Annotated in this window: 19 protein-coding genes and 1 pseudogene; 11 read left to right on the forward strand and 9 right to left on the reverse strand. The window is 68.0% G+C overall.

The window, feature by feature from the left end:
• Positions 1–69 precede the first annotated feature (69 nt).
• Complete coding sequence (uvrA, locus tag A9W96_RS00730) at positions 70–2,982, forward strand: excinuclease ABC subunit UvrA (RefSeq protein WP_067137368.1); 2,913 nt, start codon at positions 70–72, stop codon at positions 2,980–2,982.
• A 9-nt stretch (positions 2,983–2,991) separates the two neighbouring features.
• Here the strand turns inward: uvrA and A9W96_RS00735 are convergent, their stop codons facing one another.
• Positions 2,992–3,240 (reverse strand): hypothetical protein, encoded by a 249-nt coding sequence (locus A9W96_RS00735; protein ID WP_066861495.1) that lies wholly within the window; start codon positions 3,238–3,240, stop codon positions 2,992–2,994.
• A 280-nt stretch (positions 3,241–3,520) separates the two neighbouring features.
• Here A9W96_RS00735 and A9W96_RS00740 point away from each other — a divergent pair, with 280 nt between their 5' ends.
• Together A9W96_RS00740 and A9W96_RS00745 are read left to right on the forward strand one after the other, a co-directional pair.
• The gene (locus A9W96_RS00740) at positions 3,521–4,237 is read left to right on the forward strand and encodes a hypothetical protein (RefSeq protein ID WP_066861493.1); all 717 of its coding nucleotides are present in this window, start codon (positions 3,521–3,523) and stop codon (positions 4,235–4,237) included.
• Between the two features lie 125 nt (positions 4,238–4,362).
• On the forward strand, positions 4,363–4,965 hold the full coding sequence (locus A9W96_RS00745; protein ID WP_066861490.1) for a bifunctional 2-polyprenyl-6-hydroxyphenol methylase/3-demethylubiquinol 3-O-methyltransferase UbiG: 603 nt from the start codon (positions 4,363–4,365) through the stop codon (positions 4,963–4,965).
• Between the two features lie 21 nt (positions 4,966–4,986).
• Here A9W96_RS00745 and A9W96_RS00750 read toward each other — a convergent pair whose 3' ends face one another.
• Together A9W96_RS00750 and A9W96_RS00755 are read right to left on the reverse strand one after the other, a co-directional pair.
• Complete coding sequence (locus A9W96_RS00750; RefSeq protein ID WP_067137371.1) at positions 4,987–6,852, reverse strand: bifunctional diguanylate cyclase/phosphodiesterase; 1,866 nt, start codon at positions 6,850–6,852, stop codon at positions 4,987–4,989.
• Between the two features lie 152 nt (positions 6,853–7,004).
• A complete protein-coding gene (locus A9W96_RS00755) occupies positions 7,005–8,396 on the reverse strand; it encodes a cytochrome P450 (RefSeq protein WP_067137373.1) in 1,392 nt (463 codons plus the stop codon).
• Positions 8,397–8,643: 247 nt separating this feature from the next.
• Between A9W96_RS00755 and A9W96_RS00760 the strand changes: the two genes are divergently transcribed.
• Positions 8,644–9,513 carry a class I SAM-dependent methyltransferase gene (locus tag A9W96_RS00760; RefSeq protein WP_231999555.1) on the forward strand — a complete coding sequence of 290 codons (870 nt, stop codon included), beginning with the start codon at positions 8,644–8,646 and terminating at the stop codon, positions 9,511–9,513.
• A 43-nt stretch (positions 9,514–9,556) separates the two neighbouring features.
• Here the strand turns inward: A9W96_RS00760 and A9W96_RS00765 are convergent, their stop codons facing one another.
• The 5 genes from A9W96_RS00765 to lysX all read right to left on the reverse strand — a co-directional run bounded on the left by A9W96_RS00765 (position 9,557) and on the right by lysX (position 17,816).
• Positions 9,557–11,689, reverse strand: coding sequence for an Rv1355c family protein (locus tag A9W96_RS00765; protein ID WP_067137377.1), 2,133 nt, complete (start codon positions 11,687–11,689; stop codon positions 9,557–9,559).
• Between the two features lie 63 nt (positions 11,690–11,752).
• Positions 11,753–12,415, reverse strand: coding sequence for a TetR/AcrR family transcriptional regulator (locus tag A9W96_RS00770; RefSeq protein ID WP_067137380.1), 663 nt, complete (start codon positions 12,413–12,415; stop codon positions 11,753–11,755).
• A 156-nt stretch (positions 12,416–12,571) separates the two neighbouring features.
• Positions 12,572–12,991 carry a DUF6653 family protein gene (locus tag A9W96_RS00775; RefSeq protein ID WP_369830807.1) on the reverse strand — a complete coding sequence of 140 codons (420 nt, stop codon included), beginning with the start codon at positions 12,989–12,991 and terminating at the stop codon, positions 12,572–12,574.
• A gap of 5 nt (positions 12,992–12,996) precedes the next feature.
• Positions 12,997–14,469, reverse strand: coding sequence for an alpha/beta hydrolase family protein (locus A9W96_RS00780; RefSeq protein WP_197499357.1), 1,473 nt, complete (start codon positions 14,467–14,469; stop codon positions 12,997–12,999).
• Positions 14,470–14,546: 77 nt separating this feature from the next.
• Positions 14,547–17,816: a bifunctional lysylphosphatidylglycerol synthetase/lysine--tRNA ligase LysX gene (lysX, locus tag A9W96_RS00785; protein ID WP_067137382.1), complete on the reverse strand. Its 3,270-nt coding sequence runs from the start codon at positions 17,814–17,816 to the stop codon at positions 14,547–14,549.
• A gap of 553 nt (positions 17,817–18,369) precedes the next feature.
• Here lysX and infC point away from each other — a divergent pair.
• The 4 genes from infC (at position 18,370) to A9W96_RS00805 (ending at position 20,524) form a co-directional block, all read left to right on the forward strand.
• Positions 18,370–18,978 carry a translation initiation factor IF-3 gene (gene infC, locus A9W96_RS00790; RefSeq protein WP_082971986.1) on the forward strand — a complete coding sequence of 203 codons (609 nt, stop codon included), beginning with the start codon at positions 18,370–18,372 and terminating at the stop codon, positions 18,976–18,978.
• A 65-nt stretch (positions 18,979–19,043) separates the two neighbouring features.
• Positions 19,044–19,238 (forward strand): 50S ribosomal protein L35, encoded by a 195-nt coding sequence (rpmI, locus tag A9W96_RS00795; protein WP_066867152.1) that lies wholly within the window; start codon positions 19,044–19,046, stop codon positions 19,236–19,238.
• 80 nt (positions 19,239–19,318) lie between these two features.
• Positions 19,319–19,714, forward strand: coding sequence for a 50S ribosomal protein L20 (rplT, locus tag A9W96_RS00800; protein ID WP_007776071.1), 396 nt, complete (start codon positions 19,319–19,321; stop codon positions 19,712–19,714).
• A 9-nt stretch (positions 19,715–19,723) separates the two neighbouring features.
• On the forward strand, positions 19,724–20,524 hold the full coding sequence (locus A9W96_RS00805) for an RNA methyltransferase (protein ID WP_066867154.1): 801 nt from the start codon (positions 19,724–19,726) through the stop codon (positions 20,522–20,524).
• On the opposite strand, the gene A9W96_RS00810 is transcribed toward A9W96_RS00805, so the two are convergent.
• Positions 20,511–21,590, reverse strand: coding sequence for an oxygenase MpaB family protein (locus tag A9W96_RS00810; RefSeq protein WP_067137384.1), 1,080 nt, complete (start codon positions 21,588–21,590; stop codon positions 20,511–20,513). The genes A9W96_RS00805 and A9W96_RS00810 overlap by 14 nt on opposite strands.
• Before the next feature lie 199 nt (positions 21,591–21,789).
• Here A9W96_RS00810 and A9W96_RS00815 point away from each other — a divergent pair, with 199 nt between their 5' ends.
• The 3 genes and pseudogenes from A9W96_RS00815 to A9W96_RS00825 form a co-directional block, all read left to right on the forward strand.
• Positions 21,790–22,707, forward strand: coding sequence for an adenylate/guanylate cyclase domain-containing protein (locus A9W96_RS00815; RefSeq protein ID WP_066882285.1), 918 nt, complete (start codon positions 21,790–21,792; stop codon positions 22,705–22,707).
• 9 nt (positions 22,708–22,716) lie between these two features.
• Positions 22,717–23,541 (forward strand): rhomboid-like protein, encoded by an 825-nt coding sequence (locus A9W96_RS00820; RefSeq protein WP_066867160.1) that lies wholly within the window; start codon positions 22,717–22,719, stop codon positions 23,539–23,541.
• Between the two features lie 168 nt (positions 23,542–23,709).
• Positions 23,710–24,218, forward strand: a pseudogene (locus A9W96_RS00825) (phenylalanine--tRNA ligase subunit alpha); the annotation flags it as partial.

Raw genomic sequence — 24,218 nt, forward strand, 5'->3', positions numbered from 1 at the left:
GGTTCGGGATGCGCACGGGCTTACCAGGAGGCCACGAGAAGTTGCCGGAAAGTTCTGAGAGGGGCAGCGTTGGCTGACCGTCTGATCGTCAAGGGCGCCCGCGAACACAACCTGCGCGGCGTCGATCTCGACCTGCCCCGCGACGCGCTGATCGTCTTCACCGGGCTGTCGGGTTCGGGAAAATCGTCGCTGGCCTTCGACACGATTTTCGCCGAGGGGCAGCGCCGCTACGTCGAGTCCCTGTCGGCCTACGCCCGCCAGTTCCTGGGCCAGATGGACAAGCCCGACGTCGACTTCATCGAGGGCCTGTCCCCGGCGGTGTCCATCGACCAGAAGTCCACCAACCGCAACCCGCGATCGACCGTCGGCACGATCACCGAGGTCTACGACTACCTGCGGCTGCTCTACGCGCGGGCCGGCACGCCGCACTGCCCGATCTGCGGCGAGCGGATCGCCCGGCAGACCCCGCAGCAAATCGTCGATCAGGTGCTGGCGATGCCCGAGGGCACCCGATTCCTGGTGCTCGCCCCGGTGGTGCGCACCCGCAAGGGCGAATTCGCCGACCTTTTCGAGAAGCTCAACGCCCAGGGCTACAGCCGGGTGCGGGTCGACGGTGTCGTGCACCCGTTGACCGACCCGCCGAAGCTGAAGAAGCAGGAAAAGCACGACATCGAGGTGGTGGTGGACCGCCTCACCGTCAAGGCGTCCGCCAAGCAGCGGCTGACCGATTCGGTGGAGACCGCGCTGAACCTGGCGGACGGCATCGTGGTGCTCGAGTTCGTCGACCACGAACACGACGCGCACAACCGGGAGCAGCGGTTCTCCGAGAAGCTGGCCTGCCCCAACGGGCACGCGCTGGCGGTCGACGACCTGGAACCGCGGTCGTTCTCGTTCAACTCGCCCTACGGCGCCTGCCCCGAGTGCAGCGGCCTGGGCATCCGCAAGGAGGTCGACCCCGACCTGGTGGTGCCCGACCCCGAACGCACCCTAGCCGAGGGCGCGGTGGCCCCGTGGTCGACGGGCCACACCGCGGAGTACTTCACCCGGATGATGGCCGGGCTCGGCGACGAGCTGGGCTTCGACGTCGACACCCCGTGGCGCAAGCTGCCGGCCAAGGCCCGCAAGGCGATTCTCGAGGGCTCCGACCACCAGGTGCACGTGCGGTACCGCAACCGGTACGGGCGCACCCGGTCCTACTACGCCGATTTCGAGGGCGTGCTGGCGTTCCTGCAGCGCAAGATGGCGCAGACCGAGTCCGAGCAGATGAAGGAACGCTACGAAGGCTTCATGCGCGACGTGCCCTGCCCGGTGTGTGAGGGCACCCGGCTCAAGCCCGAGATTCTGGCGGTGTTGCTGGCCGCGGGGGACCGGGGCGCGAAGTCCATCGCCGAGGTCTGCGAGCTGTCGATCTCGGACTGCGCCGACTTCCTCAACGCGCTCACCCTGGGTCCGCGCGAGCAGGCGATCGCGGGGCAGGTGCTCAAGGAAATCCAGTCGCGGCTGGGCTTTTTGCTCGACGTGGGGCTGGAGTACCTGTCGCTGTCCCGCGCCGCGGCGACGCTGTCCGGCGGTGAGGCGCAACGCATTCGGCTGGCCACCCAGATCGGGTCCGGTCTGGTCGGCGTGCTCTACGTCCTCGACGAGCCGTCCATCGGGCTGCATCAGCGCGACAACCGCCGGCTCATCGAAACCCTCACGCGGCTAAGGGGTTTGGGCAACACGCTGATCGTCGTCGAGCACGACGAGGACACCATCGCGCACGCCGACTGGATAGTCGACATCGGCCCGCGGGCCGGTGAGCACGGCGGCAAGATCGTGCACAGCGGCACCTACAGCGAGCTTTTGGCGAACAAGGACTCGATCACCGGCGCCTACCTGTCGGGCAAGGAACGCATCGAGATGCCCGCCAGGCGGCGCCCGGTCGACAAGCGGCGGCTCACCGTCGTCGGCGCCCGCGAGCACAACCTGCGCGGCATCGACGTCTCGTTCCCGCTCGGCGTGCTCACCTCGGTGACCGGGGTATCGGGTTCCGGCAAGTCGACCCTGGTGAACGACATCCTGGCGGCGGTGCTGGCCAACCGGCTCAACGGCGCCCGGCAGGTCCCCGGCCGGCACACCCGGGTCACCGGGCTGGACCACCTGGACAAGCTGGTCCGGGTGGACCAGTCACCGATCGGCCGCACGCCGCGGTCCAACCCGGCCACTTACACCGGGGTGTTCGACAAGATCCGCACCCTGTTCGCGGCCACCACCGAGGCCAAAGTCCGTGGCTATCAACCGGGCCGGTTCTCGTTCAACGTCAAGGGCGGCCGCTGCGAGGCGTGCACCGGCGACGGCACGATAAAGATCGAGATGAACTTTTTGCCCGACGTGTACGTGCCGTGCGAGGTCTGCCACGGCGCCCGGTACAACCGGGAAACCCTTGAGGTGCATTACAAGGGCAAGACCATCTCCGAGGTGCTGGACATGTCCATCGAGGAGGCGGCGGAGTTCTTCGAGCCGATCACCGGCATCCACCGGTATCTGCGCACCCTGGTCGACGTGGGGCTGGGGTATGTGCGGCTCGGCCAGCCCGCACCGACGCTGTCCGGCGGCGAGGCGCAACGCGTCAAACTGGCCGCGGAACTGCAGAAGCGCTCGACCGGGCGCACGGTGTACATCCTCGACGAGCCCACCACGGGACTGCATTTCGACGACATCCGCAAGTTGCTGAAGGTCATCAACGGCCTTGTCGACAAGGGTAATACGGTCATCGTCATCGAGCACAACCTGGACGTGATCAAGACCTCGGACTGGATCGTCGACATGGGGCCGGAAGGCGGTGCCGAGGGCGGAACCGTTGTCGCGGAAGGCACTCCGGAGGACGTCGCCGCCGTGCCGGAGAGCTACACCGGGAAGTTCCTCGCCGAGGTGATCGGCCGGAGCCCGGCGGCATCGGGCGCCCCGCAGCGATCGAACCGGCGTCGCAAAGTCACCGCCTGAGCCCGCGCGTCAACTGTTCTCGGGCTTCATCGCGTCGCGGATCTGGGCCAGCCGCTCGGCCGCGGCGCGCCGGCGTTCGTCGTACTGTTCCGAGACCGAACGGCCCTCGGCTGATTCCGCATCGAGCTCGGCGGCGCCTTGCGCCGTCGCGTAGCGGGCCTCGATCTGGTCGCGCACCGACTCGAAGGTCGGCACACCGGAGTCGTCGTACTCCGGGCCGGATCCGGCGGCGCCGGAAGTGGTGGGTTCGTCGGGCATGCCGTCACGGTACTGCCACGAGCGGCCGAAATGTCGCAACGTCCGTGGGCGGGGCCGCAGTGCCGAAATCGGCCCCGGGGCACAGTGGCAAGCCCGCTGTGTCAAAACAAATGCGAGACAAGCTCGATATCGCAACATCATTGGCCGCGCAGTGCGGCCGTATTCGGCCGTTTATGTCACAATCCCCTTGGTTAATTTGTCGCGAGTCGAATTAACAAATGGCTCAAGACCCGTTCAAAAAAATTACTCGGTAGTAACTGCAAATAGGTGGAGGTCACGGATGGAAGCGGCACAACTCACGGGAATCGGGATTGACGCCCCGTGGTCGGACACCGGGTTCGGCTGGCGCGATCACGCGACGGGATGTTGGGTCACCGCGGCCACGCCGCAGGCAGAGCCCGTGCTGTGGAATCAGTACCTGGACGGCGCGCTGGACAGTTATCGGCGGCACGGGCTGGAGTGGGTGCTCGACGTCGACCAGATTCGGGACGGCGCCGACACGGCATTGTTTTTTGTCGTGCTCGATCCGCAAGGGCGGGTGGTCGGAGGCACGCGGGTGGTAGGGCCCCTGCGGTCGCCGGAAGACTCCCACGCTCTCGAGGAATGGAAAGGCAATCCGGGACTTCCCTTGCTGCGCCATATGATTTCCAACCGGCTTCCGTTTGGCGTCGTGGAGGTGAAAAGCGCGTGGACCAATTCTCGCGAATATGGCAATCGGGCGCTGTCCACGGTGCTGGCGCGTACCGCGCTGCCGATGATGACGCTGTTGGGCGTTCAGTTCGTGATGGCCACCGCGGCCGCGCACGTGCTCGAGCAGTGGCAGTCGTCCGGGGGCGTCGTGGCCAACCGGGTAACCGCGGCGGCGTATCCCACCGACGACTACCGGACCAAGGTGATGTGGTGGGATCGCCGCACCCTTGCCACACATGCCGAGCCCGGACAATTCAAGCTGATGTGCGCCGAGAACGCCGAAATCCTCAGCCGCATCTCGGCATAGCACGAAATGACGTGGTGCCGAGGCGTTCCCGGTTGCCCGCGCAAGTGTGCTGGGTCGCGGCATCCCGCCGGTGAAACCGGGAAGGCGATGTCGGGCCGGTTGGCGCGAATGTCATCATTGCGGCTATGGCTTCTCGACACACGCGATTTCGGTTCTTCTACCGGATCGGCTTCACGCCGTGGGAGGGCCACCCGATCGGCCAAGGTCTGCGGGATCTCGTCGAGGGAACTTCAGACACGCCCGCGCTGCCCACCGGGCGGGCCCTCGACGTCGGCTGCGGCACCGGGGACTGCGCCGTCTACCTCGCCCAGCAGGGCTGGCAGGTCACCGGGGTCGACTACGTCGCGAAACCGCTCGACAAAGCGCAGGCGAAAGCCGGCAAAGCCGGTGTCGCGGTCGACTTCGTGCGCGCCGACGTGACGCAGCTGAGTCAGTCCGGGATCGGAACAGGCTTCGACCTGATCGTCGACAACGGCTGCATCCACAACATGAGTGGCGCCGACCGTGACGCGTACGTCCGGGAAGTCGGCGCCGTGGCGGCACCCGGCGCGCGGCTGTTCATCGCCGCGTTCCCTCCCGGGGGCCGATTCGGCGTGCCGGGCATCGGTCACGCCGAGATCCAACAACGTTTCACGCCCGACTGGACGCTGTTGTTCACCGGCGACGAGCAGGAGCTCGACGACCGGAAGACCCCGGCGTATTACTACCTGCTCCAATATCGCGCCTGAGCGCCCGCGCGTTCGGCGGGTTTAAACCGCGTTCCCTGTTCCCGAGAACCGGGTGGTGGAGAAGTTCATCGGTATGGCGCGCTTGGCCAGGAGCGACTCCATCGCCGTGCTGTCAAGCGGGCGGGACAGCAGAAACCCTTGTGCGCGATGGCATCCCAGGCTGAGCAGCCTCTCGGCCGCCGCCACGGATTCCACCCCCTCGGCCACGACGTCGAGCCCGAACGCGTCGGCCAGGGCCATCGTCGAGCGCACGATCGCCAGGTCGCCGGCGTTGGTGTCCAGGTTCTGGACAAACCCCTTGTCGATCTTCAGCGAATCGACGGGCAGAGATTTCAGATAGGTCAGCACGCTGTAGCCGGTGCCGAAGTCGTCGATGGCGATCTGTACCCCGACGTCCTTCAATCCGAACAACGTCTGACGTGTGGCGTCGATATCTTGGACCACAACGCTTTCGGTGATTTCCAGACAGACGGTGCTGGGATCGAGCCCGAACTCGTCGAGGGTGGCAGCGACGGTGTCAACGATACCTGCGGTGACGAGCTGCACGGGGGAGACGTTGATTCGAAGCACCGTGCCGTTGCCGACACCGTGTGACCGCCAGAGCCCGAATTGCGCACACGCCGAGCGCATTACCAGACGCCCCAGTTTGGCACCGAGGTTGATCGATTCCACGACCTGGATGAACGAATCGGGCATCAGTAGCCCCAGAGTGGGGTGTTGCCAACGGATCAGCGCCTCGGTGCCCAGGATCTTCCCGGTGTGCATGTCGAACTCCGGGAGGTAGTGCAGGACCAATGCGCCGCCACCGCCCTCGATCATCCCTTCCAGGTGCAGCTCGATGTCGTTGCGGATCATGTCGGTTGTCGACATTTCCGGGCGGAAGGTCGCGACGTTGTTGCCGCCGGATGCCTTGGCCGACCGGGTGGCCTGGTCGACCCGCCGGAGCAGGTCCGACGTGGTCTCGTCCCCGGGTACGCCGGTCGCGACGCCGATACTTACGGTGCGACTGAGCATCTCATCGTCGATGGGGATCGGTAGGTGGACCCGCTCGTGCAGCGAGCTTGCGAACGTTTCGGCGGCCTCGACGTCCATGGCCCCGGCGGGCACGATGCCGAACTCGTCGCCGCCGAAGCGGGCGATGACGGAGGGAATCTCGGTGGTCTCGCGCAGCAGCGCGGCGAACTTCTCGATGAATCGATCGCCGGCGTCCTGGCCGAGGCGACCGTTGATGACCTTGAAGCGGTCTATGGCGAGGAACACAACCGAGACCGGGCCGGGCTGTCCCTTCGCGAGCCGGTCGTCGAGGTAGGCGATGAGCGCCCTGCGGTTCAGCAGTCCGGTGAGTTCGTCGTGCTCGGCGAGGTAGTGAATTTGCTGTTCGGCGACGACGCGGGCCTGCAGTTGCGCGAACAGGGCAGCGATCGCCTGTAGCGCGTTGAGTTCTTCGGATAGCCATTCCCGGTCGCCGAGCTTGCCGAAGGCGAGCGTGCCGGTGGTGACGTCGCCGGACAGCAGCGGAACGGCGGCCAGCGAGACGGCGGGAGCTCCGGTGCCCTCCTCGATCCGGTGCTGGTAGTCGGCGTTCTCGGGCTCGGGACGGACCACCTCGGGCACCTTGAGGTGTTCGGTCCGCGCGAAGATCGAGTCGGCATCGGCGAAATACACCAGACCGATCGGGTCCGGGTCGGCGTTGCGTGGCGGGAATTCGGCGATGAGGCGCGTCGCGCGGATGGTGTGGTCGTTGTGGCGCAGGAAGCTGAAGTCCACCCCCAGGTCGCGAACCAGGTTGCCGAGCACGCGTTGGCTGATCGCGGCAGAGTCCGCCACGGTGGCCGCCATCAACTCGGCGGCGGCAGCGGTGACCAGGTGGTCCAGTGTGCCCGACATTGCCCTAACCGTAGCGGTAACCGGTGCGCTGCGTTTGGCATTGCATAGGGCGTCTAGCAATGATTCGCTCACGTTGACGGGCAAGTGTGATCAAGGCCGCATGAGCTCGGCGACGATGCGGTGTTTCGACGATCCGACGCGGCGCAAGGGCGTTAGCTGGTCGGCGAAACGGGCTGGCGACGCGGTCGAACGCGAGCGGGGACCGGGCCGCCGGCGATCATGGTGAAGTGCAGTGCGAGCGGAAACTCGGCATCCAGAGAGCGGATTTCGGCTCGGCGGATGAGGGTTGCCAAGGCGAGTGTCACTTCGAGCATGGCGAAATGGTCGCCGATGCAGGAGCGCGGTCCGCCACCGAATGGCAGGTATTGCCACCGATCGAGCGCCTTGAAGTTCTCCGGACTGAACCGCTCGGGGTCGAACCGAAGTGGATCCTGCCAAAGTTGCGGGTCGCGCTGTACGGCCATTCGCCCGACGATGAGCATGGTGCCCCTCGGCACCCGATAGCCGGCCACCGCGACGTCGCGGGAGGCCATGCGCGTGCCGGTGGGGGCCGGCGGGCACAGGCGAAGCGACTCCCGTATCACCTGCATGGTGAATCCGAGCCGGGGCAGGTCGTCGGACGTCAGCGGGCGATCCGGTAGGGCCGCAACCTCGGCCGCCACCCGCTCTTGGTAATCGGGGTGGTGTCCCAAAGCCCACAGGGCATAGGTCAAGGCCGTCGTGGTGGTGTCGTGGCCGGCGAACAGGAACATGACCAGCTCGTCGCAAATCTCCTTATCGGTCAACCGCTTTCCGGTCACCGGATCCTGCGCCGCGATGAGCGCGTGGACCAGCGGTGCGACTCGTGTCGGATCGGAGCGACAGTCTCGCAGGATCTCCTGCGTCAGAGCGTGCAGTTTGGCGCTTGCCGCTCGCGCGCGCCGCCGCGCCGGTGTGGGCAACCAGCGAGGCGCACGAAGCGGATTGGTCGCGCGCCTGACCGCGTAGGCCAACGCGACCCGTAGCGGCTCGACAACCTCGTCGGCCCGCTGTTCCAGGTCGAGTCCGAGCACCGATCGGCCCAGCGCGCGCAACGTTATCGTGCGGCACTCGGCGTCCAGATCGATGACGGCACCGTCCTGCCACCCCTCGCTCACCGATTGCGCCGCCTGCTCCATGTGACCGCCGAACTCGCTCACCCGCTGTTTGGTGAACACCGGCTGTAGGGTGCGCCGACGTGACTTCCATGGCTCGAAGGGAAGATCGGTGAGACTGGCGCCGATGATGTGGCGCACCTGCTCGAAGACGGGTGTGGTCTTGTCGACGGAATCGTCTTTGGTACTGAGGATGTCGCGGATGGCTTCCGGAGACGTCGCAAGCACCATCGGCGGCATCAGCCATCGCGGCCCCAAGGTGAAAAAGCTCACCCGGCCGCCGGCATCACGCAGCCTTTCCGTCCCGGTGCTGAATTCGCGCACCGCCGCGAGGCGCTGACGAAAGGGCATCGGGTTCACCGGCGGCAGGGGTAAGTACTTGATTTCGTCACTCGCCAGGGCCTGAACCACGCCTACCTCCCGCGGATAATGATGTTGCCTACGCCGATCCGGTAGGACCGCGCAGGCCACAAGCTTGCCGGCCCCCGCTGACCGGACAAGTATTCCAGCACATCCGTTTCGACGCGGCGAATTCACCGGGCTGCCAGTGAAATTGCAGGGACGGGTTGATAATCATGTACGACAGATCGGCCCAATGCTCGACCGTCGCCAGAACCTGACCCGAAATCGGTGACGCGGACTCCATGAAAGGTTGAGGGTGAACAGAATTCGGCCCCTGTGGCGGATGCCCGGCATCGTCTTGCGTGAGCGGTCGCATCCGGCAGGGCGTGAGCGCATTCCTGAGCCGATGGTGGTGGACGATCCGGAGTCCGTTGCCCAGTTTCACACCGGTGGCGGATCCAACCCGGGGATGCTCGCGGTCTACGACTTGTGCGCTCGGGCGCTTGATGCGCTGCTGCCGCCCGACGGCCACCTGCTGGACCTCGGCGTCGGTTCCGGCCGTGCGCTCAGCGCCGTGCTGCGCCGACGGCCCGACGTTCGGGCCACCGCCGTCGATCTCGCCCCGAACATGCTGTCCACGGCGCGGGAGCTGTTCGACGCCGAAGGCCTGGGGGACCGCGTCGAACTGCGTCAGGAGGACATCACGGCGCTGCCGGAGCAGATTTCAACGCGTCCGTGGGACGCCATCTCCTGCATGTGGACCCTGCATCAGCTACCGGATTTCGACACGTTGCGCGGCGCCCTCCGGGAGATCGCCGACCTCCAACGCCGCAGCGGTGCGGCAGTGTGGATTTCCGATTTTCAGCGCCTGCGGGACCCGGCGGCCGCCCCCAAGATGCTCGAGATCGCCGACCCCGCCTCGCCGGCCGTCCTGCGCCAGGACGCCATTGCAAGCGAGGCGGCGGCGTTCACCATCGCGGAACTGTCGACAGAGCTCGCCGCAGCGGGACTGCACGAAATGCATTGCGGCCACTCGACACCCGTGCCCTATCTGCAGGCGTACTGGACATTCGGGTCGCGCGGCGAACCGCACGGCGTGACCGGCACGCGGGACCCTGGGTTGCGCGGTAGGGCCCGCCGCGAGTCGGCGTTGTTGCGATGGGGATTCACGGCGAAGCCGTTCTGAGGTGCTGTGGCGCCGATGGTGCTCGCCGCGCGACGGCGGCGGATCAGAGGCCTTGAGTGCGGACCCGGCTCGGGCTGCGGCGACTGGACACCGAGGGTGGCGGCGCGGTGGTCAAGCGCAAGGCCAGCACGATGGATTCTTCGGGAGCGGTTGCGGTGAGGCGCACGAAATCGTCTTGTAATCGTGCCAATTCGCCGGCGAAACCGGCCGACAACTCGTGCAGATCGGCAGCATTTCGCGCGTGCAGGAAGACCGGTGACAACGGCCGGACGGCGAGGCCTTCCCGCTGGGCAACGATCCATACCGCCTCGACGGCCGACCCGCCGCGGACGTAGTCACCAAGGCGACTTCCGGTCACGGTCAGCACCGCCAGCGCCGAGCTGCCGAGGACTTCGTCGCGCATGCCGTCGCCCAAGGCGCTGCCGGCGTTCCATTCGGCAAGGTAAGCCATGACGTCGGGGCGGCGCACGATATCCATCAGCGCCAGGTCGCTGGCTTCGAGTTCGAGGGAGCGTACGTCGATACCGGTGTCGGGGTCGGGATCCCCAGGCCAGCGCAGCTCCGAGACCATCTCGGTGTGCAGTTGCCGCGTCAGGTACCGGATGCGGTCGGCCGCACCGAAAATCGTTGCGGCCCGCGCCAGGTCGTCTCGCTCGGTGAGTAGGTGCAGACGCGCGCCCTCGCCCTCGGCGGTGACGGTGAGCAATTTGGCCGTCTGATCGTCGAGCGGTTGTGGGATTCCGCGATGACGGTTGGTCTCGCGCGCGAGCATCGGTTCGTACAGATCGGCCAGGGCGGGGTCGTTACCGTTTCCGAAGTGCATCGTGGCCCGTACCGGAGACCCGGCTGCGTCTTCGGAAACGCTCACCGGTCCGAGCATCCCACGGGCGGCGGCGGCGATCCTGACGTTGCACAACGCGGCCCCCACCGCGACAGCGCTGCCGCGGAAGCCCACGTCCATCGTCGAAGTATGTTCCGGGGCAACGCTTATGGTGAGGCTGGTCGGTTGCGCGTCGATGCACCACGGCTGGCTGTTTCCCCCCGACGGGGCGCGCATCGCGGCGGCGACAATCGTGTCGTCGAATGCGGATGCGGCCGGGTCGCTTCCCGGTTCGGTGTCTCGCGCGGGGTGAAGCTGGGCCGTCTCGACTTCGTCGAGTTCGTCGAGCGCCGCGCCGGTGTCGATGCGGCACCGGCCGGATCTCAGGTTCTCACCCAATCCGATTCTGCGCACAGCCTCGGCCATCGCCGCAGCGCCGACGATGACATCGGATGCCAACTGCGGCCACGTCGACAGCGATCGGTCGATCTCGATGAGCGACGCGGCGGTGCGGGGCGAGATGTGCTCGGCTTCGTCGTAACGCAGCATGTGCGGGAGCTTCTCGCGGGTGCTCATGCCCGCCACTTGCTCGATATCGAGCTGATCCAGCAGCCCGTGCATGACCGGGCGCCCAGGGTTTTGATCGAAGCGTTCGACGTCGACCCGCCCCCGGTCGCTGGTCGCCATCAACGTGGGGATTCGCCTGTCACGGGCCGCCATCCGCAGGGCGATCTTCATGTCGAGCGAATCGCACTCCTCGATGACGATGTCCAGTCCGTCCAGAAAGGCATCGATGGTGTCCGCGGTGATCCCGGCATCGAACACGTCCACCGCCAGGTAGGGATCGAGCTCGGCGATCCTGCGCGCCGCGACCTGAGCTTTGTTCAATCCGAGGTCGAATACGGTGGCCGGCACCCGATTCAGATTCGACAGTTCCAAGTGATCGAAATCCGCCAGCCGCAGGCGGCCACACAAGCCCTGAACCGCCAAGGTATGCGCGATGACATGGCCGACGCTCAGACCGGCGACGCCGATCGTCAGTGAGCTGAGTTTGGTCTGTTCCGCCGCGGTGATGTTGTTTCTGTTGCGATCAAGTCGTAGCGCCCGAAACCCGCGCGGCCCCAGCACCGCAACGGCGGCGCGCCGCCACGGGTAGTACGCCCACCGAGCCCCTTCGTCGAGCAGCGTCGAATCCGGCGGTGGGCGCAGGCCGCGCAGATTGGCCAGTTGCGCGTCGAGCCGGTCGACGATCTCGACGGTGGGATCGGCTCGCAGCCGCTCCAGTATCAGACGGTCGCCGGGTTCATCGATGTCGAGAATCTGCGCGCTGTACGCGGTTACCGTGCGCTCGTCCATGGTGTTTCGTGTATAGCACCTGACCGGCGCGTCGGCCGCGGTAACGCGGCGGTTGGCCGCTCGTCAAGCGGTCACGCCCTCGTCCCGCGACTCCGTGTCCTCGAGGAACTGCCCGCGCCGAATCAGGCTCGTGACCGCGGCGTCCCAGCGTCGCAGCTGTGGCTCGCTGAAGAACGCCTCACCCAGATAGAGCTCGATATAGGGATGCAGAATGATCGCGCCGATGCGCAGGATGAGCGGATTGAGCGCCCCCCAGTCGGGATCGAGGTCTTCTCGCAGCTTGCCCTGCTGCCCGAATTGTTCGCCCTGGCCCGCGCTGATACCCACCAGCCCGGTGAAGATGACCGAACCCAGTGCGCCGCCCTCGGCGAGCGCACGCCCGAGATAGGTCATCACATCGGGACGTTCGACCATCAGTGCGGTCAGCCGGCGCCCCGCCTCGTTGAGGCTGTCGGCGGCCGGCTCGGACGGCGTACCGGCTGCCAATGCCTCGCTCACCGTCTGCAGGACGTATTGATCGACGGCGGCGCTCAGCGCGGCCTTGGTGCGAAAGTGGTGCTGTATCAGCCCAATCGACACGTCCGCGGTCTCGGCGACCGCGCGCAGCGTCGTGGCGGCGATGCCGCGAACGGCAAAGCAGCTCAGCGCGGCGTCGCGAATGCGCTCCTTGAGCGACGGCTCCGCTGGCGGGGGCGGGTCATAAGGAAACAGCCGGGTGGGTCCCACGGCCGGACAATACACCCGTATCGCATCCCGGTACGAAGGTATCGGACCACCATATCCGCGCATCGTCACCGCGCCTGCGTTCCGCCCGACCATGGGCGCGGCCACCCGCCTGCCCTCGTCGACGAACGGCGTTCCCGCGCACCAGGTCCCGCGACCCTACTGCGACCGCCGCTCGAGGTAGCGAACCATCTGTTCCCAGTACACCAGCGTCAACGTCATCTGCAGGGCCACGGCGATCAGCGCCGGTCGCAGCCGACGCCGGTTTGCGGCCAGCACCGCGCCCACCGCGGCCGCCGACGACGCCACGCTGACCACCATCGCCGCGTCGCGGGGCCGGCGGGTGATCCACAGCTCCTCGCCCAGCATCGCCCGCGTCGACCAGGCGTGCTGTTGCGCCGGCTTGCCGAACACCACCGGATTCACCGCCAGCCACAACGCAATCCAGGCCGCATGGCGCCATCGTCGCGTCCATATCGGGACCAGGATCAGCGGCGTGCTCGCCCACCGGGTCCATGCGCTCAGCGGATGGCAGTGCCGCGCGAACACCGCACGCCGCACGCGCGCAACCGGATACACCGGCGCTATCGCTTGGAATGTTCGGCCGGAACTACCACCGGGGCGCCGGCGCCCGGCGCGGATGCGGCGGGCAACGGGGTGCGCGGAATTCCCGGCGTGCCCAGCTCCCCGGCCAGCCAGGGCAGCGAGGCCGCGAACACCCGGTCCGCGAACGGCCAGTCGTGCTTGCCGGGCTGCGGAACCACCGCACAGTCGATTCCGTTGGAGCGACCGATCGCGCACAGCGAATAGGCGGCCGCCGTCTGATTGCCGGGATTGGCGGCCGCCTCGCGTCCGGCGAGACGGATGGCGCCGCTGTCGGCCAGCTGCAGGTCGCGGCGCGGCGGCGGGCCGTCGGACGAGATCGCGAACCAGCCGGCCACGTCGCGGTACGGCCCATGCCGGGTGATCACCGTGGTCGGGTCGAAAGCCGCCCAGGCGTCGGCGTTTCCGCCGAACAGCCTGGCGATGGTCTGGGCCTTGCTGCCGGCGTTGGGGAAGAAGTCACCGGCGACGTCGACGAACGCGCTGAACAGCTCGGGGTGCATGACGGTCAGGTCGACGGCGCAGGTGCCGCCCATCGACCAGCCCGCGACGCCCCAGTTGGACCGGTGCGGGCTGACCCCGAAGGTCGAAATCATGAACGGCACAACGTCTTTCGTCAGGTGATCGGCGGCGTTGCCCCGAACCCCGTTGACGCATTCGGTGTCGTTGTTGAACGCGCCGCCGGAATCGACGAACACCAGCACCGGCGCCTTGCCGTCGTGTGCGGCCGCGAAGTCGTCGATCGTCTTGACCGCGTTGCCCGCCCTGGTCCAGTCGGCGGGTGTGTTGAATTGCCCGCCGATCATCATCACCGCCGGCAACGCCGGCGGCGGGGTGGTCGCGAACCATTCGGGGGGCAGGTAGACCAGCTCGCCGCGGTGTTTGAAGTGTGACCCGTCGGACGGGATCGCCACCGGCACCACGGTGCCGTGCGGCGGCCGGATTCGGCTGGCGGCCATCGCGGTAACGGTGGCCTGATCGGTCTGATCGGGCAGCGGCCCCGAGGTCAGCTGGCTCCACGCCGACTGCACGGTGGGGAAGTAGCCGACCCACAGGTTGAGCACCAGCGCCGCGCTGAGCAAGCACAACGGTACGGCCAGCACCGCGGCGCCGCGCCGCCAGCGGCGCGCGGTGCGCCAGCCCAGCGCCAGCACGGCCGCCGCCATGCCGGTCAGGGCGATCCACAGCCACAGCGCCGCCGGTGCGGGGTCGTCGGAGAGCCCGCGGTCGACGATGTACCAGTGCGTCAGGTAGGCGGCGACCCCGCCGGCCAGCGCGGCGGCCGGCAGCCACACGGTGCGCCAGCGGCGCGACCGCCAGCCGACCGCCAGGAGCAGCACGATCGCGGCGAGCACCTGGATCGTCGCCGGCACCCAGCCATGCATCAGCGAGGTGTGGCTACTTGCCAGGACCTGCGCCGCGGCGCTGTCCGTCGGGGCTGTCACGTGAGTCATTGTGATCTAAAGTTAATCGGCCTGGAACAAATTCACCGAATGTTCGCGCTGGGCTCTACGGACGTTCGGGGCCGCCGCTAATGCGGCTTGGCCAGCGGAAATGGCAAGGTCTCCCGGATGCTGCGGCCCGTTATGAGCATGACGAGCCGATCGATGCCCATACCGAGTCCGCCGGTGGGCGGCATCGCGTACTCCATCGCCTGCAGGAAGTCTTCGTCGAGCTCCATCGCCTCGGGATCCCCGCCGGCAGCTAACAACGACTGCTCCTGCAGGCGGCGGCGCTGTTCCACCGGGTCGGTGAGCTCGCTGTAGGCGGTGGCCAGCTCGACCCCCCAGGCCACCAGGTCCCACCGCTCGGCCACGCCCGGTTCGCTGCGGTGCGGCCGGGTCAGCGGCGACACCGACGTCGGGAAGTCGATATAGAACGTCGGCTCCTCTGTCCGGTCCTCGACCAGATGCTCGTACAGCTCCAGCACCACCGCGCCGGCATCCCAGTGCGCCCGATAGGGGATGTGCGCGGCGTCGGACAGCTTGCGCAGGGTGGACAGCGACGTGGCGGGGTCGACGTGCTCGCCGAGCGCTTCGGACACCGCGTCATAGACGGTCTTGACCCGCCACACCCCGGAGATGTCGACGGGCTCGAGCCGGCCGTCGCCCCCGTCGGCGCGGGGTCGCAGCACCACCTGCTCGCCGTGCGCGGCCTCGGCGGCGTTCTGGATGAGCTCGCGGCAGCCGTCGATCCACACCTTGTAGTCGGCGTGGGCCTGGTAGGCCTCCAGCAGGGTGAACTCCGGGTTGTGGCTGAAGTCGACGCCCTCGTTGCGGAAGGCGCGGCCCAATTCGAAGACACGCTCCACGCCGCCGACGCACAACCGCTTCAGGTAGAGCTCGGGGGCGATGCGCAGGAACAGGTCCAGGTCGTAGGTGTTGATGTGCGTGACGAAGGGCCGCGCGGTCGCTCCACCGTGGATCTGCTGCAGGATCGGGGTCTCGACCTCGATGAAATCCTTGGCGAACAGCGTCTGCCGGACCGAACGCAACACGTCGCTGCGGGCCTTGATCAGCTCGCGCGAATCGGGATTGACGGCCAGGTCGACGTAGCGGGTCCGCACCCGCGCCTCCGGGTCGGTCAGCCCCTTCCACTTGTTCGGCAGGGGCCGCAGGCACTTGCCGATCATCCGCCAGTCGGTGACGATCAGCGAGCGGCTTCCCTTCTTGGAAAAGCCCATCTGCCCGGACACCTCGACCAGATCGCCCAGGTCGATGGCCGCGGTGAAGTCCGCGGTCCGCCCCCGCTGCAGCTGCGAATTGTCCAGCAGCACTTGCATTTCCCCCGACCAGTCGCGCAGGTCGGCGAACAGCACGCCGCCGTAGTCGCGGATCCGCAGGATCCGTCCCGCCACCGTCACACTTTCCTGGTCGTCGGCGACCAGGGCCCGGGCGATGGTGTGGGTGGGCGGGGTCCCCACCGGGTAAGCGTCAACGCCGTTGTGCTTCAGGGCTTTCAGCTTGGCCAGGCGCACTCGAACTTGTTCGGGCAGCCGTGACCTGGACTCCTCCTCGTCGGCGGACTCCCGGCGTTCCCGCAGCCCGCTGACGTCCGGGGCGCTGCCGTCGTGATGCAGCAGCCCGGACTCCGCCAACCGTGGCGGGACGGCGGGGTAGTGGCCGGTGTGCGTCTTGCGCCGCCCGAACGGCAACACCAAAAAGCCCTCGGCGAGTGCCGAAGCGACGCCGACCCGCGGGATCAGCCGGGCGTCCTCGTAGCAGGCGTAACGCGGCACCCAATCGGGTTGGTACTTCATGTTCGAGCGGTACAGGGTTTCCAGCTGCCACCACCGCGAGAAGAACAGCAACAGTCCTCGCCACAGCCGGGCGACCGGACCCGCGCCGAGCTGGGCGCCCTGTTCGAACGCCGAGCGGAACATCGCGAAGTTCAGCGAGATGCGGGTGATGCCAAGGGTTTCGCCATTGAGCGCCAGCTCGCTGACCATCAGCTCGATGGTGCCGTTGGGGGACTGCGGCGACCGGCGCATCAGGTCCAGGGAGACACCGGTGGTCCCCCAGGGAACCAGCGACAGCATCGCGACGACGCTGCCGTCGCGGTCCAGCGCCTCGACCAGCAGGCAGTCCCCGTCGGCGGGGTCGCCGAGTCGGCCCAGCGCCATCGAGAAGCCGCGCTCGGTCTGGGTGTCGCGCCAGGCGTCGGCGCGGGCGATGGTGTCGGCCATCGCCTCGGCGCTGATGTCGCGGTGGCGCCGGATCCGCACGGTCAGGCCAGCCCGACGGGCCCGGGTCACGGCCTGGCGGACGCCGCGCATGTCGGGGCCGGACAGCTTGAAATCGGCGGTCCGCAGGATGGCTTCGTCGCCGAGCTCGAGCGCGTTCAGACCGCCTTCGCGGTAGGCCCGCGCGCCCTGGGTGCTGGCGCCCATCACCCCGGGCGCCCAGCCGTAGGTTTGGCACAACCCCAGCCAGGCGTCCACGGCCTGCGGCCACGCCCGCGGATCGCCGATCGGGTCACCGCTGGCCAGGCAGACGCCGATCTCGACGCGATACGTGACCGCGGCGCGTCCGCTTTGGGCGAAGACCACCGACTTGTCGCGGCGGGTGGCGAAGTAGCCCAGGGAGTCGTTCCTGCCGTACAGCTCGAGCAGGCCGCGGATGGCCGATTCGTCCTCGCCGGTCAGCGCGTTCTCCGCGCGCTGGGACTGAAAGAGCACGATCGTCGCCAAGATCAGCGCCAGCGCGCCGAACAACCCGAAGATCGCGTTCAGGAAGACGTGCGGCCGGCCGGTGAACAGGTCGGGATCGGCGAGCGCGAATCCGACCACCCGGTTGGCCACGTACGGCAGCCGGTCCTGGCGGGCCAGCGTTCCCGGGAACAACTCGACCAGGCCCCAGGACACCAGGATGCCCACCACGTCGCCGGCGATGAGCACCGCGGCCGCCTTGACCAGCGCACCCTTGCGGACCTTGGCCCAGAACTCCCGGTAGGCCAGCACCAGCAGGACGATCGCCACGATGTGGACGGCGAAGCCGAGGTTCTCGCCGAAGATCTCCGCGGCGGTGTTGTCGCCCGCGGCGATGTCGGCGGCGTTCAGCGCGGCGGCCAGGATCATGTTGGCCAGCAACAGCAGCCAGGCGATGCGCTTGCGCGCGGTCAGGGCCGCGGCCAGCAGCGCCAGGATGAACGACCACGCGATGCTGGTGTCCGGGAAGTTGAACAGGTAGTCGTTGATGAACTCGCGCGGGACCTTGATCAGGTACCGGATCAGCGGGGACACGCTGCCGAGCAGCGACACGGTCGCGATGACGCCCACGGTCCATCCGGCCGCCGCCGGCACCCAGCGGTACCGCGAGTTCGACCGGCCGCGCGGCCCCGAACGCAGGCCTGAACGAGGGCCCGAACCGGGCCTCGAACTAGGAGATGCGAGTGTCACAGACCGCGAGGATATGCCCTCAATCCGTGAAAAGCTTGTCGAAGCGCTGAGACTGGCGGCCGCCAGTTTGGGCGTGGTTTCGGGCCGGCCGCCGGCCCATTGCGGCGCGGTCGACCGGCCGAAGTGCTAAAAGCCACCTCAAGGCTGCTAAACTAGCGGCTGCGACCATCCCGGCGAATGCCAGGAACAGTTAAGTGGAGTCCCACTCCCACCGCGAGCCGATGAAATCCCGTTGCGGATCTTCGAAAGGTTCAGCGGTCCGGTCACAGGCATCGCGGATGCCTGTTCCGCGGGTGACGCGGGCGGCTCGAGCAGTTTCCAGCCGCGATCGGTCGGCATTGGGCCCTGCTTGTGCAGGGCTTTTTTGCTAGTGGTGTGGTGTCTCCGCCGCTGATTCCCGGACCGACCCAGGCGGTCGTCACCGCAGGACCTACAGAAGCCCAACAAGGGAGGCCCCATCAGCACTGAGACCCGCGTCAACGAGCGCATTCGCGTACCTGAAGTCCGATTGATCGGCCCAGGGGGAGAGCAGGTAGGCATAGTGCGCATCGAAGACGCACTGCGCGTCGCTGCGGACGCCGATCTTGACCTTGTCGAAGTTGCCCCGAACGCCAGACCGCCGGTCTGCAAGATCATGGACTACGGCAAGTTCAAATACGAAGCGGCGCAAAAGGCGCGCGAATCCCGCCGGAACCAGCAGCAGACCGTCGTCAAAGAACAGAAGCTGCGACCCAAGATCGACGATCACGACTACGAGACCAAAAAGGGTCACGTCATCCGCTTCCTGGAGGCGGGGTCGAAGGTGAAGGTCACCATCATGTTCCGCGGACGTGAGCAGTCGCGGCCCGAGCTGGGCTATCGGCTGCTTCAGCGCCTGGGAGCGGACGTCGCCGAATACGGCTTCGTCGAAACGTCCGCCAAGCAGGACGGCCGCAACATGACGATGGTGCTGGCACCGCACCGCGGCGCGAAGACTCGCGCCAAGGCGCGCCATCCGGAAGGACCGGGGGGCGGCGCGGCATCGGAGACCGATGCGGCCGCCGAAGCCGAACCTTCGTCGAACTGACCCAGCGCGAGACTTTTCAAGCGCCCGAGTGCCCGCACTCGAGCACTTCATAGAACAGAGGAAACATGCCCAAAGCCAAGACCCACAGCGGGGCGTCGAAGCGGTTCCGGCGCACCGGAACCGGCAAGATTGTTCGCCAGCAGACCAACCGCCGGCATCTGCTCGAGCACAAGCCGACCAAGCGGACCCGGCGGCTCGACGGCCGCACCACGGTGTCGGCCAACGACACCAAGCGCGTCAACAGCCTGCTGAACGGCTGACCACCGCGCCGGCCAGACCCGCAGCGCGAGCTGGCACGGCGACCCGACCAACCAATTGTGAACGAGAGTAGGAACATCCAATGGCACGCGTGAAGCGGGCGGTCAACGCCCACAAGAAGAGGCGCAGCATCCTGAAGGCCTCGAAGGGCTATCGCGGCCAGCGATCCCGGCTCTACCGTAAGGCCAAAGAGCAGCAGCTTCATTCGCTGAACTACGCCTACCGCGACCGTCGTGCGCGCAAGGGCGAGTTCCGCAAGTTGTGGATCTCGCGGATCAACGCGGCGGCGCGCGCCAACGACATCACCTACAACCGGCTGATCCAGGGCCTCAAGGCCGCCGGTGTGGAAGTGGACCGAAAGAACCTGTCCGACATCGCGATTGCCGACCCGGCCGCCTTCACGGCGCTGGTCGACATCGCGCGGGCGGCCCTGCCCGAGGATGTCAACGCTCCCTCGGATTCGGGAGAAGCGGCCTAACAAGCGCAGGTGCTGACCGAACGTTCGGCCAGGGTCGCCGCGGCGGTCAAGTTGCACCGCCACGTCGGCCGCCGGCGGGCGGGCCGATTCCTCGCCGAGGGCCCCAACCTCGTCGAGGCCGCCGCCCGCCGCGGCCTGGTCCGCGACGTCTTCGTCACCGAAGTCGCCCAGCAGCGGCATGAGTCGCTGCTGGCGACGTTGGCTTCCGCGGGTTGCCCGGTGCACCCGGTCAGCGAGCGCGCGGCGAAAGCGTTGTCCGACACCGTCACTCCGGCCGGCCTGGTCGCCGTGTGCGAAACGCCGGCGACCCGACTTTCCGACGTGCTGGCCGGGCCGCCCGCACTGGTCGCGGTCGCCGTCGAGATCAGCGAACCGGGCAACGCCGGCACCCTCATCCGCCTCGCCGACGCCCTGGGCGCGGCGGGCGTCATCCTGGGCGGCCACAGCGTCGACCCGTACAACGGCAAGTGCCTGCGCGCGTCGGCCGGCAGCATCTTCTCGGTCCCGGTCGTCGTCGCGCCGGACCCGCTCGCCGCGGTCGACGCGTTGCGCGCCGCGGGCCTGCAGCTGCTCGCCACCACCGTCGACGCCCAGACGCGGCTCGACGAGGCCGGCGAACTGCTCGGCGTGCCGACGGCGTGGCTGTTCGGCCCCGAATCACACGGTCTGCCAAGCGAAATCGCCGCGGCGGCCGACCACCGGCTGCGGATCCCGATGGCCGGTGGGGCGGAGAGCCTGAACGTGGCGTCCGCGGCGGCCATCTGCCTGTATCAGAGCGCGCGGGCGCTGAACCTGCCTACGCGGCCTTAGCGGCGCGTTTGGGCCGGCCCCGCCCGGCGCGCAGGCCGGCCAGCGACAGCGTCGTGTGCACCAGCGAACCGGCGCGTTCCATCAGCGCCCGGGCGGGCTGCAGCGCCGGGTCCAACGGCGACTTCGCCGACGGGGGGAAGTAATGCATCGGCAGCCCGCGCCGGTCGCGCGGCGGCGCCATGAACGGCGGGGCCTCCACCAGCGGCGCGTCGGTGGGCAGCCGCCCCTCGGCGCGGCGGTAGGCGGCCAGCGCGCGCGGGTGCAGCCGGATCTCGTCGGGCACCGCCAGGAAGGCCAGTTCGACGAGCTTGCCGAACAGGCGCAGCAACACCTCGTCGCCCGGGGTCCAGTGCAGTCCGGCCTTCTCGCGCACCGCGGGCTCGAACAGCCCCGCCGCGATCCAGCGCTGGCCGGCGACCAGCGGCTTGAAGATCTGGTCCCAGATCGGTGTGGGCATCAGCACGAATTTCGGCTTGGGAATCCGCATTTGGAAGATGTCGCGCGTCGCCCGGTTGATCTCGAGGGTCTCGCGGCCGGTGCGCTCCCAGTACTCCTGGAACTCCTCCCAGGTTTCGGGCACCGGCCGCATGCTCATGCCGTACATCCGGTACCACTGGACGTGCTCGGCGAACAGCTGCCGCTTCTCGGCCTCGGTCAGGCCGCCGCAGAAGTACTCGGCCACCTTGACGATCAGCATGAAAAACGTGGCGTGCGCCCAGTAGAAGGTCTCCGGGTTCAGCGCGTGATAGCGCCGACCGGCCGCGTCGGTGCCCTTGATGGTGTGGTGGTAGCTGGTGATCTGCCGGCCGGTCTGCGACGCCCGGTCGCCGTCGTAGACCACCCCCATGATCGGGTAGACCGACCGGGCCACCCGCTGCAGCGGCTCGCGCAGCAGGATCGAATGCTCCTCGACGGCCGTGCCGAGTTCGGGGTACATGTTCTGGATCGCCCCGATCCACACGCCCATCATTCCGGTGCGCAGGTCGCCAAAATACTTCCAGGTCAAAGAATCTGGTCCGAGCGGATCGGCGGGCGCAGTCCCGCCCGCATGCACAGTGCCAGTCATCGCGGCCTCCTGCTCCGGTTGGGCTCACGATAACTTTGACAACGGGCGTTGTCTACGATTTCGGCGAGGTGTCCGCCGGGTGTTATCGAGCTTGGACACCGGTGTGGCACCAGTGTGATCAGGCGGTTTGGTGCGACGTGTGACACATCGGGCGCGGCCGTCATTGCCTGCCTCGAAGAAAACCAAATAACCTGGCCGGGTGGAACTCGCGCGTCGCGATCTGGACCCGGGCGAGGCCGAAGAATCCCAGGCGCACTCGGCTCCGCCGCGCTCTCCACTGTCGGTGCACAGCGCGACTCAATGGCTGCACAGCCGCAACCGCAGCCCCGCGGCGGTCGCCTTCATCCGGCGCGCCCGCCGGCTGCTGCCCGGCGACCCCGAGTTCGGCGATCCGCTGTCCACGGCGGGCGAGGGTGGCCCGCGAGCCGCGGCGCGCGCTGCCGACCGGCTGCTGGGCGACCGCGACGCGGTGTCGCGCGAGGTCAGCCTCGGGGTGCTGCAGGTGTGGCAGGCGCTGACCGAAGGGGTGTCGCGCCGGCCGGCCAACCCGGAGGTGACGCTGGTCTTCACCGACCTGGTCGGCTTCTCGACGTGGTCCCTGCAAGCCGGCGACGACGCGGCGCTGGTGCTGCTGCGGCAGGTGGCGCGGGCCCTCGAGCCGCCCCTGCTCGACGCCGGCGGACACATCGTCAAACGGATGGGCGACGGCATCATGGCCGTGTTCGGTGATCCGACGGTCGCCGTGCGCGCCGTGCTGGCCGCCAAGGACGCGCTGAAATCGGTCGAGGTGGACGGCTATACGCCCAGGATGCGGGTCGGAATCCACACGGGACGCCCGCAGCGGTTGGCCGCCGACTGGCTCGGCGTCGATGTGAACATCGCCGCACGAGTTATGGAAAGGGCCACCAAGGGTGGAATCATGGTGTCGAGTTCAACGTTAGATCTCATACCGCAAAGCGAGTTGGACGCGTTGGGCGTCGAGGCCAAACGCACGAGGAAGCCGGTTTTCGGGCCGAAGCCCGCCGGCATTCCCGACGATTTGGCGATATATCGCCTCAAGACTCTTAAGGAGTTGTCAGGCCCTGATGACACAGCCGAGACAAAACCGCAGCCATAATGGATGCCAATGTTAGGGGGCATCGCGTCCCGGCTCGCCCGGGTCCAATTCACTGTGGGGTATGCGGCGGTGCTGCTCGCCATCAGCTGCGCCATCCTGGCCCTCGGCCCGCACGCGCATGACGTCATCGTTGCGCGCGCCAGCACCAACGTGCACAACCTGGCCCACGGCCACCTGGGCACGCTGCTGGGCAGCGCTCTGGTGGTCGACGCCGGCCCGCTCTACTTCTGGCTGCCCTTCCTGACCTGCCTGCTGGCGCTGGCCGAGCTGCATCTGCGCACCATCCGGCTGGTGGTGGCCTTCCTCGTCGGCCACATCGGCGCGACCCTGCTGGTGGCCGCCGCATTGGCCGCGTCGGTCGAGTTCGGCTGGCTGCCCGTGTCGATCACCCGGGCCAGCGACGTCGGCATGAGCTACGGCGCGCTGGCGGTGCTCGGCGCGATGACCGCGGTGATCCCGTCGCGCTGGCGGGCCGGCTGGGTCGGCTGGTGGGTGTCGGCGGGCATCGCCTCGGCGATCATCGGCGGCGACTTCACCGACGCCGGCCACACCGTCGCCGTGATCCTGGGCGTGCTGGTGTCCGCCCGGTTCAGGCAGCCGATCCACTGGACGCCCGCGCGCTACCTGATGCTGGCGGCGTCCGCGGGCTTCGGCTTCCTGATGCTGGCCCACCACTGGGGGACCATGGCGGCGACGCCGGTCTTCGGTGTCATCGGCGCGTTCGTCGCCTACAAGGTGACCAAGGTCGCCGGCGGTCGGGGCGTCGCCCCGCTGGAGGCCCCCGTGCTGGGCGACGACACGCTGGGCGGGCCGCAGCCGGCCGTCGCCGGCTAAGCCACACCGCCGTCGGTGGCCCGCGGCGGCCACCCGCCGGCTCGACCGCCAAGCGCCCGGCGGGTGCCGCGCGCCGAATCACTATGATCAGCACTCGACCCGTGCCGCGCGGAAGCACATCGATGCGGGCAGCCCGAACAGCCTCGTCAGCAAGGAGAGTGTCGCCGCGTGGGTGATCAACCCGTCGATCTGTCGCCGCAAGCCCTGGCCGCAGCGGTCAGCGCCGCCCGGGAGGCCTTCGCGCGGGCCGGCGATCTCGACACGCTGGCGCGCGCCAAGACCGAGCACCTCGGTGACCGCGCACCCCTGGCGCTGGCGCGCCAGGCGCTCGGCGGCGTCCCCAAGGACGAGCGCGCCGATGCCGGCAAGCGGGTCAACGCCGCCCGGACCGAAGCCCAACGCGGCTACGACGAGCGGCTCGCGGTCCTGCGGGCAGAGCGCGACGCCGCGGTGCTGGTCGCCGAGGGCATCGACGTCACGTTGCCGTCGACCCGGCAGCCGCCCGGCGCCCGGCACCCGATCACGATCCTGGCCGAGCACATCGCCGACACCTTCATCGCGATGGGCTGGGAACTGGCGGAGGGCCCGGAGGTCGAGACCGAGCAGTTCAACTTCGACGCGCTGAACTTCCCGGCCGACCACCCCGCGCGCAGCGAACAGGACACCTTCTACATCGC

The sequence above is a fragment of the Mycobacterium sp. 1245852.3 genome (assembly GCF_001669335.1).
Taxonomy (GTDB): Bacteria; Actinomycetota; Actinomycetes; order Mycobacteriales; family Mycobacteriaceae; genus Mycobacterium; species Mycobacterium europaeum_A.

What these genes read in the sequence shown, in the direction of transcription:
- A9W96_RS00735 (WP_066861495.1), bottom strand. Translation starts at nt 3,240, where the DNA reads ATGCCCGACGAACCCACCACTTCCGGCGCCGCCGGATCCGGCCCGGAG.
- A9W96_RS00820 (WP_066867160.1), top strand. Translation starts at nt 22,717, where the DNA reads ATGTTAGGGGGCATCGCGTCCCGGCTCGCCCGGGTCCAATTCACTGTG.
- A9W96_RS00750 (WP_067137371.1), bottom strand. Translation starts at nt 6,852, where the DNA reads ATGTCGGGCACACTGGACCACCTGGTCACCGCTGCCGCCGCCGAGTTG.
- rpmI (WP_066867152.1), top strand. Translation starts at nt 19,044, where the DNA reads ATGCCCAAAGCCAAGACCCACAGCGGGGCGTCGAAGCGGTTCCGGCGC.
- A9W96_RS00765 (WP_067137377.1), bottom strand. Translation starts at nt 11,689, where the DNA reads ATGGACGAGCGCACGGTAACCGCGTACAGCGCGCAGATTCTCGACATC.
- A9W96_RS00810 (WP_067137384.1), bottom strand. Translation starts at nt 21,590, where the DNA reads ATGACTGGCACTGTGCATGCGGGCGGGACTGCGCCCGCCGATCCGCTC.
- rplT (WP_007776071.1), top strand. Translation starts at nt 19,319, where the DNA reads ATGGCACGCGTGAAGCGGGCGGTCAACGCCCACAAGAAGAGGCGCAGC.
- A9W96_RS00780 (WP_197499357.1), bottom strand. Translation starts at nt 14,469, where the DNA reads ATGACTCACGTGACAGCCCCGACGGACAGCGCCGCGGCGCAGGTCCTG.
- A9W96_RS00745 (WP_066861490.1), top strand. Translation starts at nt 4,363, where the DNA reads ATGGCTTCTCGACACACGCGATTTCGGTTCTTCTACCGGATCGGCTTC.
- A9W96_RS00740 (WP_066861493.1), top strand. Translation starts at nt 3,521, where the DNA reads ATGGAAGCGGCACAACTCACGGGAATCGGGATTGACGCCCCGTGGTCG.